At 72.5% G+C, this 13,616-nt stretch carries 9 protein-coding genes and 1 pseudogene; 3 read left to right on the forward strand and 7 right to left on the reverse strand.

Annotation, left to right across the window (positions count from 1 at the left end; translation table 11 throughout):
- Positions 1 to 428 precede the first annotated feature (428 nt).
- From OHT52_RS12580 to OHT52_RS12595, 4 genes are all read right to left on the reverse strand, one after another.
- Positions 429 to 587, reverse strand: a complete 159-nt coding sequence (locus OHT52_RS12580; protein WP_328720236.1) for a DUF6760 family protein — start codon at positions 585 to 587, stop codon at positions 429 to 431.
- Positions 584 to 1,093 (reverse strand): hypothetical protein, encoded by a 510-nt coding sequence (locus tag OHT52_RS12585; protein ID WP_328720237.1) that lies wholly within the window; start codon positions 1,091 to 1,093, stop codon positions 584 to 586. Before OHT52_RS12585 ends, OHT52_RS12580 begins: the two co-directional genes overlap by 4 nt.
- On the reverse strand, positions 1,093 to 1,536 hold the full coding sequence (locus OHT52_RS12590) for a phage tail protein (RefSeq protein ID WP_266707264.1): 444 nt from the start codon (positions 1,534 to 1,536) through the stop codon (positions 1,093 to 1,095). Before OHT52_RS12590 ends, OHT52_RS12585 begins: the two co-directional genes overlap by 1 nt.
- A 113-nt stretch (positions 1,537 to 1,649) precedes the next feature.
- Complete coding sequence (locus OHT52_RS12595) at positions 1,650 to 3,242, reverse strand: phage tail sheath subtilisin-like domain-containing protein (RefSeq protein WP_328720238.1); 1,593 nt, start codon at positions 3,240 to 3,242, stop codon at positions 1,650 to 1,652.
- A gap of 460 nt (positions 3,243 to 3,702) precedes the next feature.
- Here OHT52_RS12595 and OHT52_RS12600 point away from each other — a divergent pair, with 460 nt between their 5' ends.
- Positions 3,703 to 5,262: a LamG domain-containing protein gene (locus tag OHT52_RS12600; protein WP_328720239.1), complete on the forward strand. Its 1,560-nt coding sequence runs from the start codon at positions 3,703 to 3,705 to the stop codon at positions 5,260 to 5,262.
- Between the two features lie 191 nt (positions 5,263 to 5,453).
- Positions 5,454 to 6,898: pseudogene (locus OHT52_RS12605) on the forward strand (COG1470 family protein).
- A gap of 81 nt (positions 6,899 to 6,979) precedes the next feature.
- Here OHT52_RS12605 and OHT52_RS12610 read toward each other — a convergent pair.
- The 3 genes from OHT52_RS12610 to OHT52_RS12620 all read right to left on the reverse strand — a co-directional run bounded on the left by OHT52_RS12610 (position 6,980) and on the right by OHT52_RS12620 (position 10,585).
- On the reverse strand, positions 6,980 to 9,040 hold the full coding sequence (locus OHT52_RS12610) for an ATP-binding protein (RefSeq protein ID WP_328720240.1): 2,061 nt from the start codon (positions 9,038 to 9,040) through the stop codon (positions 6,980 to 6,982).
- Positions 9,037 to 9,732 carry a DUF4255 domain-containing protein gene (locus OHT52_RS12615; RefSeq protein ID WP_328723713.1) on the reverse strand — a complete coding sequence of 232 codons (696 nt, stop codon included), beginning with the start codon at positions 9,730 to 9,732 and terminating at the stop codon, positions 9,037 to 9,039. The genes OHT52_RS12610 and OHT52_RS12615 overlap by 4 nt, the downstream gene beginning before the upstream one ends.
- 184 nt (positions 9,733 to 9,916) lie before the next feature.
- Entirely contained in the window at positions 9,917 to 10,585 is a 669-nt protein-coding gene (locus OHT52_RS12620) for a helix-turn-helix transcriptional regulator (RefSeq protein ID WP_328720241.1), read from the reverse strand.
- 215 nt (positions 10,586 to 10,800) lie between these two features.
- On the opposite strand from OHT52_RS12620, the gene OHT52_RS12625 reads away from it, so the two are divergent.
- Positions 10,801 to 13,584 carry a helix-turn-helix transcriptional regulator gene (locus OHT52_RS12625; protein WP_328720242.1) on the forward strand — a complete coding sequence of 928 codons (2,784 nt, stop codon included), beginning with the start codon at positions 10,801 to 10,803 and terminating at the stop codon, positions 13,582 to 13,584.
- Positions 13,585 to 13,616: the final 32 nt, after the last annotated feature.

Below are 13,616 nucleotides of genomic sequence, written 5' to 3' on the forward strand. Positions count from 1 at the left end.
ACCGCCGGGGCGCGCTGCACCGTGGCGTCGTTGCCCGCCAAGGGCAGTGCCCCCGAACGGCGTTCGAGACCCGGTACGGGCCGGGCCGACACGGGGTTGGACGCTCCGCCGAGTACCGAGGTGGCCCGGCCGTCCAGTACCGCGTGGGACGCGGTACCCATGAACGACGGGTTCTGCCAGGTCGGCAGTCGGCCGCCGAAAGCGGAGTCCGCGACTCCCGCCGGTCCGTCCGCCACGGCGCGCTGGATCGGCGGCAGTCCGGCCCAGGCGGCGACGACCGGAGCGCGGACGCCCGCGGATTCGGCCGCCCGGCCGGTGTCGGCCCCGCCTCGCGAGGTGTCCGCCGCCTCCCCGGGGGGAACGGCCGCCGCGCTCGTCCCCGTGGCGCCCGTTCGACCGCTCCGGAACCGCTCCAGGAACCCCACCGCTCAGCCCTCCGCGCCGGCACGCGTCACGAAGGACGCGATCTGCTCGGTGTATCGACGACGGTCCTGGTGTTCCAGGTCCAGGATCTGCTCCAGGCTCCAGTGGAAGTGGTAGGCGACGTACGCGATCTCCTCGTGCAACCGGTCGTTCGCGTACGTCACGATTCCCCCAGGCGGCTCCCGCCGAGTTCGACCTCGAAGGGCTCGGAACAGTGCGGGCATTCCACCGAAGCGCGGGTGTGGCCCTCCGCGTTGATCTGACGGTAGAAGTCCTGCAGGAAGGCCAGGTCGGAGGCGAACATGTTCTCCACGATGCCGTCGTGCATCATCGGGAGCGTGCCGAGCCGGGTGATCACCCGGCCCAGCAGCACCACCGAGAGGAACGCCGGGTTCTCCTGGACGCGTACGTCGCGCAGCGGGACGAGCTCGTCGCGCGCCGTCGACAGCCGCATCACCCCGTCCCGGTGGACGGTACCCGCGTCGTCCACGTAGCCACGCGGCAACTGGAACGCGAACTCGGTGCGCAGTTCGTACCGTTGCTGCTGCACGGGCGGTGCCGGTGCTGCCGGTACGACCTGTGCGTCCGGTGCGACGACGGGAGCGGGCTGCTCCGTCTCCGCACCGGGACCCTGGGCGAAGTCGCCGGCCCTGGCGGCCGAACGGCGCATTACTCGATGACCAGTTCTTCGAACACGATGGTCACCGTCTCGGTGAGCGCGGAAGCCTCGCCCGCCTTCACCGTGCTCGCGTCGATCTTGCTGCACCAGGCGTTGCGCAGGTGGTAGCGCTTCACCGGGTTGTTCTGGAAGTCCATCATGATGATGGAGGCGTTCTTGCGGGCCGTGGTCATCTGGCCGGCGATCGACTCGTTGATCCACTGGGTGAACGAAGCCGACTGCGTCATACCGCGGATGACCGTGCAGGTCCCGTTCTTCTTCACACCCGGCATGTTCTTGACCACGTTCTGGCCGTTCGGGGTGTTCTGCTGGTAGGTGATGACGTCCTGCTCGATGCTCATGCCACTGACCTCGGCGAGGTACTCGACCATGACACCGTCGATCTGCAGGCCGAAATTGTGTGAGGTAAGGGCGTCACCCGGCTGGAGACTCATGTGTTCGCTGTCCTTGTGAAGGAGATCTGAGGGGTGGCGGCGTTACGGCGGTGGAGGCGGACGGGGGCCCGGGGGGTGTCCGGCGGTCCGCCGGACACCCCCCGGAAGACCGGCTACTCCTCCAGCTCTCCGCTGCCGCTGGAGAACTGAGCCAGTCGGAAGATCACGAACTCGGCGGGCTTGACCGGCGCGATGCCGATCTCGCACACCACCCGGCCGACGTCGACCGACTCCGGCGGGTTGGTCTCCTCGTCGCACTTGACGTAGAAGGCCTCCTCGGGGCGCTGGCCGAAGAGGGCGCCACTGCGCCACTCGTTGACCAGGAACGCCGAGATGTTGCGCCGGATACGCGCCCACAGGGCGTGGTCGTTCGGCTCGAACACCACCCACTGGGTACCGAGGAGGATGGACTCCTCCAGGTAGTTGAAGTACCGGCGGATGTTCAGGTAGCGCCAGGCCGGGTCCGAGGAGACCGTACGGGCTCCCCAGACGCGGATGCCGCGGCCGGGGAAGGCGCGGATGCAGTTGACGCCGATCGGGTTGAGCAGGTCCTGCTCGCCGCGGGTGATCTGGGTCTCCAGGTCCACCGCGCCGCGCACGACCTCGTTGGCGGGCGCCTTGTGCACACCGCGCTCGGCGTCGTTGCGGGCCCAGATGCCGGCGACGTGGCCGCTCGGCGGGATCAGCACCGACTGCCCGGCGGACGGGTCGAAGGACTTGATCCACGGGTAGTACAGAGCCGCGTACTTGGAGTCGTAACCGGCCGTCTCCTGGCGCCACACCCGGACCTGACGGGCATTCAGTCCCGGCGGCGGGTCGATGACCGCGACACGGTCGCCCATGAGTTCACAGTGCGCGATCATGCCCAACTGGACCGCCTTGACGGCCTCCAGGTCGATCGCGCCGCGCTGGTAGGCGGCCATCAGGTCGGGCACCGCGACCATGGAGATCTCGTCGATGGCCTCCAGGCCACCGAACCCGGTGCGGTCCGCGGAGTCGCCCAGGTAGCGGGCCGGGCCGGGGTAGGACCCCTCGGCCGGCGCGTCGGGGGCGGCCGGCGCGGGAGCCACGAGTGCCACCGTCTGGGCGTCCGGCCGGACCAGCTGTCCGGCGGGCGCGGCCTCGGCGACGGTGATGAGCTTGGAGCGCTCCTTCACCTGCGTGACGACGTAGGTACGGCCGCCCTTCTTGGCGGACACGTCGAAGGTCTCGACGGCCTTGTCGCCGTCCTTGACCGTCAGCTTGAACCGGTCGGCCGGTCCGTCGTCCTCCGGCAGCGTCACCTCGACGCTGAGCGCGCCGTTGGTGCCGGGGGCGATGGCCGCGACCGAGAACCCGCCGAGCGGCCGGAACTCTCCGGCCTCCAGCGCGGCCGGGGCGGCGGAGCCCTTCACGGCGGCACGGCCGGGGGCGGCCGCACCGTCGGCGGGGGCGCCCTCGACGGAGCCGCCCACGCGCACCACGTAGGCCGCGGAGCCACCGTTGTTGAAGAAGCCGTAGACGGAGTGGGCCAGGTAGTACCCGTCGGTGAACTCACCGAACGCGGCCACGTACTGGCTCCAGTTGGTGACCAGGGTCGGCTCGTTCAGCGGACCGCTCGGCGCGAGCCCCACGAAGGCGGCGACCGACGTGCCCACTCCCTCGATGGGACGCGAGCCGCTGGCCACCTCCTCGACGTAGACGCCGGGCGACAGATAGGACGGCATGTTCTGCTCTCCTCGGGGTACGAGACAGGAACCGCCTTACTCTCACCCGCGCGGGAACACCGCCGAAACGTCCCCAGGGTCCTGCTCGGGGGCATCGTTTCTGCCCTCAAGGGCAGGCGGTGCACCGGCGTTGGCACGTCGCGGCGCAAGGGGGCGACCGGCCGCCGGGCGCGCGTCCGGGGCCCGTCCTCGATCTCCTGGTCCGGGGCCCGTCCGCCGTCCCCGGCAGCGGGGCGGAGAGCCGGGCGCTTCGGGGAGTACGGCGGGCCGGGACTTCGATCCGTCAGAATTACCACTCCGCGCTCCGCCGGGTAAGGCCCTTTCGGGCAGCCCCGGGGGCGACCCGGGATGCCCCGCGAGGACCCGGTGGCCGATCGGGCAGGCACCTCCACCCGCGCGGACGGCTCCGACTGCCCCTGCGCCACCTGACCTGGTCGTCCTCGCGGCCTAACGTGGCCGGGTGAGCCTTTGGACCTCCCTGGAACCCGCGTCGGCCACGGTCGATCCCGGCAGCGCCACCACCGTGCGCCTGCGCCTGCGCAACACCGGCGACGTAGTGGACGAGTACCGCTTCGAAGCGGTCGGCGACATCGCCCCCTGGACCACCGTCGAACCACCCACCCTGCGCCTCTTCCCCGGAACCACCGGCACGGTCGAGCTGAAGTTCGCACCCCCACGCACCCCCGACGCCACCGCCGGACCCAACCCCTACGCCATCCGCATCACCCCCACCGAACACCCCGAAGCAACCACCGTCCCCGAGGGCAACCTCACCATCACCCCCTTCACCGAACTCCGCGCCGAACTCGTACCCCCCACCGTCAAAGGCCGATTCCGCGGACGCCCCCGCCTCGCCGTCGACAACCTCGGCAACACCAAACTCACCGCCTCACTCAGCGGCACCGACAACGGCGACCAACTCACCTACGACCTCAGACCCAGCAACATCCAGATAGAACCCGGCCACGCCGCCTTCATCACCACCACCCTCAAACCCCGCACCATCATCTGGTTCGGCGGCAAAGAACAACGCCCCTACACCCTCACCGTCCAACGCTCCGGAACCACACCCCTCCCCATCGACGGAACCTTCGCCCAAAAAGGCTTCCTCCCCCGCTGGCTCGCCACCTTCCTCGGCGTCCTCCTCGCCCTCACCATCACCTTCATCGCCCTCTGGTTCGGCCACAAACCCGCCGTCGCCACCGGCACCCACGAAAAACTCGTCGAAGCCGGCGCCACCCTCGCACCCACCCCCACCCCCCAAGCCACCCTCGCCCCACCCCCCGCCACCACCGCACCCACCACACCCGCCCAACCCACCGAGGCAACCGACTCCGACAACGGATCCGGCGGATCCGGCGGCGGGGATTCCGGTCCGAAGCGCCCCGAAGTACCTGATCCGATCGGTCAGTGGCTGATCAGGCCCGGCGCGCTGGGCAAGGACGAAACCGGTGCTCACCCGCTCAACGTGACCGACGTGACCGGCACCGATGGGCACGGCGGCGCCGGCGCCTTCAACGGTTCGAGCAGCCAGATGATCTCGACGAGCTCGGTGGTGCCCACGGGGCCCGGCAGCAGCTTCACGGTCTCGGCGTGGGTGTACCTGAACAGCACCGCGGACTTCTCCACCGCGGTCAGCCAGAGCGGGCAGCACAACAGCGCCTTCTATCTCCAGTTCTCCCCGGGGGAGAAGCGCTGGTCGTTCGCCCGGACACGCTCGGACGGTGGTACGTACGCCGCCACGGGCTACCGCGCCCTCTCCCTGGCCCCGTCGGTCCTGCACACCTGGACCCACCTGGTCGGCGTCTACGACGGGGTCACCGGCAACCAGACGCTCTACGTCGACGGCGCACCCCAGGGCTCCGTGCAGGACCCCTACCCGTTCACGACGACCGGCGCCTTCATCATCGGCCGGGCCAGATACGCCGATGCCAACGCCGACCAGTTCGACGGCAGGATCAACGAGGTCGCGGTCTGGGACCAGGCGCTCACCCGCGAGCAGATCGGGGAGATCGGCTGAGCCCCGGCCCGGCTGTGGCGGCGCGCCGTGGGCCCCAGGGAGGGAAGGGGCCTGCGGGGCACCACCCGGGGGCAGCCGGACTGCCCGGCGGGACCAGCCTGACGGCTGGACGGGCACAGTCGCCGGCGCGGCCAACACCGCGTTTCCAAAGGGCACATGGGGAACGCCTGCCGCTGTTCTAACGTGGCCGGGTGAGCCTTTGGACCTCCCTGGAACCCGCGTCGGCCACGGTCGATCCCGGCAGCGCCACCACCGTGCGCCTGCGCCTGCGCAACACCGGCGACGTAGTGGACGAGTACCGCTTCGAAGCGGTCGGCGACATCGCCCCCTGGACCACCGTCGAACCACCCACCCTGCGCCTCTTCCCCGGAACCACCGGCACGGTCGAGCTGAAGTTCGCACCCCCACGCACCCCCGACGCCACCGCCGGACCCAACCCCTACGCCATCCGCATCACCCCCACCGAACACCCCGAAGCAACCACCGTCCCCGAGGGCAACCTCACCATCACCCCCTTCACCGAACTCCGCGCCGAACTCGTACCCCCCACCGTCAAAGGCCGATTCCGCGGACGCCCCCGCCTCGCCGTCGACAACCTCGGCAACACCAAACTCACCGCCTCACTCAGCGGCACCGACAACGGCGACCAACTCACCTACGACCTCAGACCCAGCAACATCCAGATAGAACCCGGCCACGCCGCCTTCATCACCACCACCCTCAAACCCCGCACCATCATCTGGTTCGGCGGCAAAGAACAACGCCCCTACACCCTCACCGTCCAACGCTCCGGAACCACACCCCTCCCCATCGACGGAACCTTCGCCCAAAAAGGCTTCCTCCCCCGCTGGCTCGCCACCTTCCTCGGCGTCCTCCTCGCCCTCACCATCACCTTCATCGCCCTCTGGTTCGGCCACAAACCCGCCGTCGCCACCGGCACCCACGAAAAACTCGTCGAAGCCGGCGCCACCCTCGCACCCACCCCCACCCCCCAAGCCACCCTCGCCCCACCCCCGCCACCACCGCACCCACCACACCCGCCCAACCCACCGAGGCAACCGACTCCGACAACGGATCCGGCGGATCCGGCGGATCGGGCAGCGAGAAGTCCGCCACCCCGAAGCCACCGGAGGACACGGCGGCGACCGTGGTGAACCGGCTGGCGAAGGACGACCCTTCGGGCCGGCACATCTGCTATCGCGCCTTCGTGAAGGGGGAGGGCTGGCAGCCCCCGGTCTGCGACGGCACCATGGCCGGCAACACCCGGAGCGTGCCGATCGTCTCGCTGAACTTCGCGGTGTACGGCGTCGGCGGCTCCTCGGCCAACGCGTTCCTCCACGACCCCGCCTCGACCAACGGGCAGGGCGCGTGGCAACCGTCTCAGTGGACGGCCGTCGTCGCCGACGGCAAGGACAACTACATCGGCGGCACCGACCCGGAGGCCGAAGTGATGTCCGGGTTCGCCATCAACGTCGGCAGCGGGCAGATCTGCCAGAACATCCGTTTCACCGGCTCGGAGTGGGACAAGGCCCCCACGTGCCGGGGGCCGCGCAACGCCTACAACTTCGGTGGCACGGTCGACAACGGCCGCGCGCTCGAAGCGGTCCTCTTCACGGTGCCTCCCGCCGCCGAGTGACCGCCGTGGGGGTCGCCGAGTGACCGCCGAGTGACCGCCGAACGAGCGCCGGGTGACACCGGTGCCGGGCGCCGGAGCGACCTACCAGGTCCCCTCGCCCGGCACCAGGCGCCCGGCCTTGCGGTACTCGCGCCGGGCGCCCTCCAGCAGGTCGGCGGCGGTCACCGTGGCGTCCCGGCCTGCCGCGAGGTAGGCGGCGGTCATCACGGCGCTGCGGATCGAACCGCCCGCCAGCTCGAAGACCACCGCGACCTGCTTCGCGTCGATGTCGTCCTCGCAGGGCACGTGGGACAGGCTGTGCCGCCACAGGGCGAGGCGCTGGTCGACGTCGGGGAACGGGAAGTCCACGACCAGGTCCAGGCGCCGGGTGAACGCCTCGTCGATGTTGGCGCGCAGGTTGGTGGTGAGCAGCGCGATGCCGTCGAAGGACTCCAGGCGCTGGAGGAGGTAGGAGCTCTCCATGTTGGCGTACCGGTCGTGGGCGTCCTTCACCTCGGAGCGCTTGCCGAAGACGGCGTCGGCCTCGTCGAAGAGGAGCACGGCGTCGGTGCGGTCCGCCTCGGTGAAGATGCGTTCGAGGTTCTTCTCGGTCTCGCCGACGTACTTGTCGACCACGGACGACAGCTGGACCGTGTAGAGGTCGAGGCCGAGTTCGGCCGCGACGACCTCCGCCGCCAGGGTCTTGCCGGTGCCCGAGGCGCCCGCGAACAGTCCGAGGACGCCCCGGCCCCGGCCGCCGCCCGCGCTCAGCCGCCACTCGCCGAGGACCCGGTCGCGGTGCCGGGCGCGCAGGGCGAGTTCGCGCAGTTGGGTGAGCGGGCCGGGGGGCAGTACCAGATCCCGCCAGTCGACGTCGGGGCGGATGCGGCGGGCGTGCTGTTCGAGGCCGGAGGCGGACTGCTGGCGTGCGGCGAGCCTCACGTGGGCGGGGGCCAGCGGGACCCCCTCGAAGGTGGCGAGGCCCCGGGCGGCGCGGGCGGCACGGACGATGTGCTCACCGGCGAGGTGGTACGGGGCGACGGTCGCGGCCAGGTCGAAGCCGGGCTCGTCGCCGAGCGCCGCCGACCAGGCGCCGACCGCGCCGGCGCCGCGCTGTGGCGCCTCCAGGACGAGCGGGTCCGTGTCGCACCACTGGGGGTCGTACGGGCGCGGTCCGGTGATCAGCGCGGTGACGTCCGCGGCCTCGGCCAACTGCCGTATCAGGGATTCCGGTTTGTCCGCAAGGCCCTGGACGACCACCGCGTGGCCGGTCAGCCGGGCCTCGCGCAGCAGGCCCGGCACGCTGCTCTCGGGCCCGGTGAAGCGCAGGGCCCGGCGGCCCGCGGCGCGCAGGGCGGCGGCGACGGAGGACAGGCCGTCGCCCTCACGCCGCTCGCGGACGTAGGCGGTGACCGGCGGTCCGGCGGCGATCCTGGCGGCGAGGCGGTGCGTGAAGCCGCCGGGCCCGTCGTCCGGGAACGGCTCGTGCGCTCCGTTCGCCCCGTGCTCGTCGCGCGTTCCGTGCCCGTCGTCCGCCCCGGCGCCCGCGTCCAGCGCATGGAGGTGTCCGGCGAGGGCCGCGTCCGGGGAGTCGTCGCCGAGCAGATGGGCCACCACCCGGTCGGGTACGCACAACGAACGGCTCAGGAAGGGGCGTTCGGTCTCCTCCACGACGAGGAGCCCCAGCGCGCACAGCGGCGCGGCCGGGTGCAGCCGGGCCCGCGCCGACGCCAGGTGCACGGGGATGCCGCACAGGTCGAGAGCGAGCGCGACGGTGGCCCGGCGGCGGCCGACGTCGTCGTTGAGGTAGCCGTACAGCTGCTCGAAGCTCCGGTCCAGGTCGGGGGCGAGCGCGGCGAGCAGGATGAGGACGTCGAGTCCGGTCAGGCCGAGCCGGACGGCGAGGTCGGTCAGACGGTCGTCGTACGAGTCGGCCGGGCCGGCGGCGTCGAGCCGTGCGGGCTCCTGGGGGCGCAGCAGGTGCCGTACCGCCGCCTCCGGGATGTACAGGCCGCGCACCGGGTCGGACGCGGTGGGGTCGTCGGCGGAGCGGTGGTCGACCAGCAGCGCCACGCGCTCCCGCAGTTCGGCGAGGCGGGCGAGGAGCGGCTCGGCGTGGACGGGATCGCCCGTCGCGTGGGGTCGCTGGACTCGTGGGGTCATGTCCGCCCGCCCGTGGTCCGGTTGCGCCGGGCCGTCTTCCTGGCCTCGCGGACGGCCGCCACCTGACGTTCCCGGTGGGCGCGTTCCGGCGCTTCGGCGGGGGCGCCACCCATGGTGCCGTCCAGAGAGCCCACGCGGACGGCGGCGCCCTCGGTGACGGGCGGCCCGGCGTCGTACTCGGGGTAGGCCGGGAAGGGTGCGGTGATCACCAGGTCGAGAGAGGGCTTGAGTTCGCCGCCGAGCGCCGACCAGATCTCCGCGAGCGAGCGGGCCTCTGTCTGGATTCCCGCCACCGACAGCGGCACGGTCATGCCCAGTTCGCCGAGGGAGCCCGGCAGTTCGGACGGCGCGATGAGTTCGCGCGGAATGAGCGTGGCCAACGCGGCGGAGAGCAGACGGTGTTCGTCCTGTGGCTGCTTGGTCCAGGCGGTCACCAGGTACGAAAGCCGGAACCAGCGCGGCGGTTGGCGACGCTTGACGACGACGTCGCGCTCGTCGAACACGGGGGCCTGTCCCCGCTGGCGGCGGTTGACGTCCTCGCGGATGTCGTACAGATAGGCGTTGATGGTGGGCGCGTTGCGGCGGGCGGCCCAGTCCCGGGTCGGTGCGTCGAAGGCGATGTCGATGCCCGACCCGCTCAACGCCCCTGCGCTGAGCAGGTTCTTGAGGACCTCGTCCACTTCGTGGATCACCGTCGTGCTCCCGCCCTGCCGTTCCCGGCCCCGCGTGTCGTCCATGCCGTCGTGCCCGCCACCGTGGTCGCCCCGGCCGCCGCAGACGATCCTGCCTCCGCCACCGCCCGTCCCCGCAGTCGCACCGGGACGACGAACGGGCAGACCGTGCCGCCCCGAGGGGCGGCTCATGTTGCCCTTCCGGTCAGATGTAGCCTTCCCTCAAGGCCTGAGCCACGGCGTGCGCCCGGTTGCGGAGGTGCAGTCGGGTGGTCAACCCGTGCAGGACGTTCTTGACCGTGCGTTCGGAGTAGGACAGCTTCTTGGCGATCTCTCCGGTGTCGAACCCCTCGGCCACCAGCCTCAGCACGTCGACCTCACGCGGTGTCAGCCCCGAGGCGGGGAGGCCGGGCCGGCCGGCCGCGTGGCGGTGCAGCGTACCCACCTGGGTGATGAGTCGTCCGAGCAGGTCCGACGGCAGGTCGCCCTCGCCGCGGTCCGCCGCGCGGATCGCCTGCACGAGCCGCCCGGCGGTGGCCTCGTGGCGCCACACGATGGCGCCGACGCCGCACTCGATCACGTCGAGCAGTTCGGCCTCCCGCAGCGCGCCCACGACGAGCGCCGCCCGCGCGCCCTCACCGCGTGCCAGTCGGCGCAGCCGGGTGAGCACCGCCTCGTCGAGGGAGTCCTCGACGAGCAACAGGACGGTGCCGGGGCCGGATTCGCTCTCGTCCCGGAGGTCGATCTCCGGGTACCGGCGCAGCTGGCTGTGCACTCCCTCGATCGAGATCGGGTCCCTGGCGTGCACCACGACCCGTATCCGGTCCGCGGACTCGGCCGGGCCGGGCTGTGTGGTGCGCGTGGCGCTCAGCAACGTGGTTCCCCCATGTACGCGTGTGTGGCACCCGGGTCCGGCAGGTGGCGGGTCCGCGTTCTTCACACTCGTGGAACGGCAGGGGGCACGGCAATCGTGGAACACCACGAGCGGCACCACGAGACCGGCGGTCGCCGCGGGCCGCGACGGCACTCCTCACGGGGGCCGTCGCGGGCACGTCACCGCGTACTCCACCGTCGCAAGGAGGGGACAGAATGTCCGGACCATACAGTGAGCAACCGCGCGAGCACAGGGGTGCGACCGAACTTCTCGCGACCGGTGCCGCACGCGCCCGTGCGGGGAAGGGCGGTCTGGTGCTGCTGCGCGGGGCGACCGGCACCGGCCGGACGACCGTCCTGGAGAACGCCGTCGAGGCCGCCGCGGGGCAGGGCATGCGCGTGCTGCGGGCCCGCTGCTCCGCCGCCGACGCCTCCGTCCCCTTCGGCGCCGTCCTCCAACTCCTGCGCTCCGGGGCAGGGTCCGGGGCGCCGGCCCTCACCTGTGGGGGCACCGACGACGAGCGCGAACACGGCGACCGTCTGCGGCAGTCGCTGCTCGCCCGTGCCGGGGAGTCCTCGCTCGTCGTGGCCGTGGACGACGTGCACCTCGCCGACGCGCCCTCGTACCGGTGGCTGGTGGAGACCGCCCGGCACGTGGACCGGCTCCGGCTGCCGGTGCTGCTGGCCGTCACCGAACGCGGCCAGTACGACGTGGGCCCGCCGGCGCCGGGCTTCGCCCACGGCCTCTCCCCCTCCCTCGTCCGCACCCACACCCTCGCCCCGCCCACCGCCGACGCGGCGGCGGGCCTGGTGCGCGCACGGTTCCCCTCCGCCACCGGGTCGTGGATCGAGGCGTGTACGCGGGCCGGTGCCGCGAGCCCGCTGTTGCTGCGCGCCCTCCTCGACGACCTGGAAGCCTCCGGGAGCCTCCCGGCCGTACCCGAGAGTGCCGCCGCCCTCTACCCGGGCGCGTACGCGGCGGCGGTCTCGTGGTGGCTGGAGAACGCCGGGGCGGGCACCGCCGAGGTGGCGGGCGTCCTGGCGGCCCTGGACGAGGAGCCGGCCGGGGAACGACCCGGGCGCCCCGGCCCCGGTGGCGGGGAGCGGCCCGCGGAGCACCCGGGCCGGCTGCTCGCCGAACTGTCGGGCGCCGATCCGGCCCGGGTGGCGGGCTGGCTCACCGCGATGACCCGGCTGGGCTTACTGTGCGACGAAGACGGACGGCCCCGCTACTCCCACCCGTTGCTGCGGGACGCGGTCCTCGCCCGCGTGCCCGCGACCAGGCGGTACGCGATACACCGGGCGGCGGCCGAAGCGACCCTGCGCCGGGGCGGCCCCGCCGAGACGGTCGCCGGGCACCTGCTGCTCTCCGGTCCGGTGGGCGAGACCTGGGCGCCGGTCGCGCTGCACGCCGCCTCCACACTGGCGCTGGGCGCCGGACGGAGCCGCGACGCCGTCGCGTACCTGCGCCGCGCCCTGGAGGAACCGCTCTCCGACCGGCACCGGCAGCGGTTGCTGACCGAACTGGGCTCCCTGGAGTACGCGGGCTCCCAGACGTCGGCCGCGATACCGCGGTTCACCGAGGCGCTCGCACTGGCGGGCACGCCGCGTGACCGGGTCAGCGCGGCCGTCGCCCTGGGCACCGCGCTCGCCGGCCGGGGCAGCACCCGCGCCGCCCTGGAGGTGCTGCGCTCGGCGGACGGCCAGCTCGCCGGTCACCCCGGTCTGGCGAGCACTCTGCAGGGTGCCACCGTGTTCCTGTCCGACCAGGACAAGACGGTCCGCCGGGAGGTCTACCAGTGGCTGCGCGACACCACGGAACGCACTCCGGAGCTGGTCAGTCCGGCCGCCCAGGCCCTGCTCGTACGGTACGCGGCCACCGCCGGGCTGATCTCGGCGGACGAGGCCATGAGGAAGGTACGGGTCCTGCTCGCCGAACCGTCCGACCCACTCGCCGAACCGTTCCTGCTGAGCGCGGCGGCCACCGTCGCCCAGTGGGCCGACGAGCTCGACGAGGCCGAGGAGCTGGCCGGCCGGCTTCCCCACCTGTCGCACCCCATGCACATGGCGCTGCTCCACGTACGCGCCGACATCGCCGCCTCCCGGGGCGACTACACGCGGCTGCCGGCCGGATCGTCCACCGTCGGGGCCACCGGGCCCACCCCCCTGCACGCCCACGTGCTGACCGGGCTCGTGGAGGCCGGCCGCACGGCCGAGGCCCGGCGGCTCGCGGACGCCTTCGACCTGCGGGAGGCCCCGGACTCCTGGGGCCGCAACCGGCTCCTCCACGCGCGAGGGCTCCAGCGCGCCGCGGGGGGAGACCCGGCGGGTGCGCTGCACGACTTCCTGGAGTGCGGGCGCCGCCAGACCGAACGTCAGGTGGTCAGCCCGGTCGTCACCCCGTGGCGCTCGTCGGCCGCCCTGTGCTGCCTCGTCCTCGACAGCCCCGGACAGGCGCTCGCGCTGGCCGAGGAGGAACTGCGCCTGGCCCGTGTCTGGGGCACCCCGCGCACGGTGGGCCGCGCGCTGCGCGTCCTCGGCACGGTCACCGGCGGCCGCCGCGGTCTGCTGATGGGCGAGGAGGCCGTACGGCTGCTCAGGGGGGCGCCGGCCGCGGTCGAGACGGAACTGGTCAGCGCGCTGACCGCGCAGGGCAGAGCCCTGACCGCGGCGGGGGAGCGCTCCCACGCCCGCAGATGCCTGCGCGAGGCGTGCGAGCGCGCCGAGCGGCTCGGCGCCACGCGGCTGCGCACTCTGGCGGAGCAGTACCTGCGCGAGGGCGGCGCCCGCCCCGGCGTCACGGCCCGTACCGGCGCGCACTCCCTCACCGTCAGCGAGCGCCGCATCGCCCGGCTGGCCGCCGACGGCCACACGAACACCGAGATCGCCGGGCTGCTGCACCTGGCCCGGCGCACGGTCGAGACCCACCTCACCAACACCTACCGGAAGTTGGGGATACGCCGGCGCGTGGAGCTCGTCACGTCCCTGGGCTCGGACTGAGCCGCCGGTACGGGAGACGGGCGTGCGGCGGC

This window comes from Streptomyces sp. NBC_00247, assembly GCF_036188265.1.
Lineage (GTDB): Bacteria > Actinomycetota > Actinomycetes > Streptomycetales > Streptomycetaceae > Streptomyces.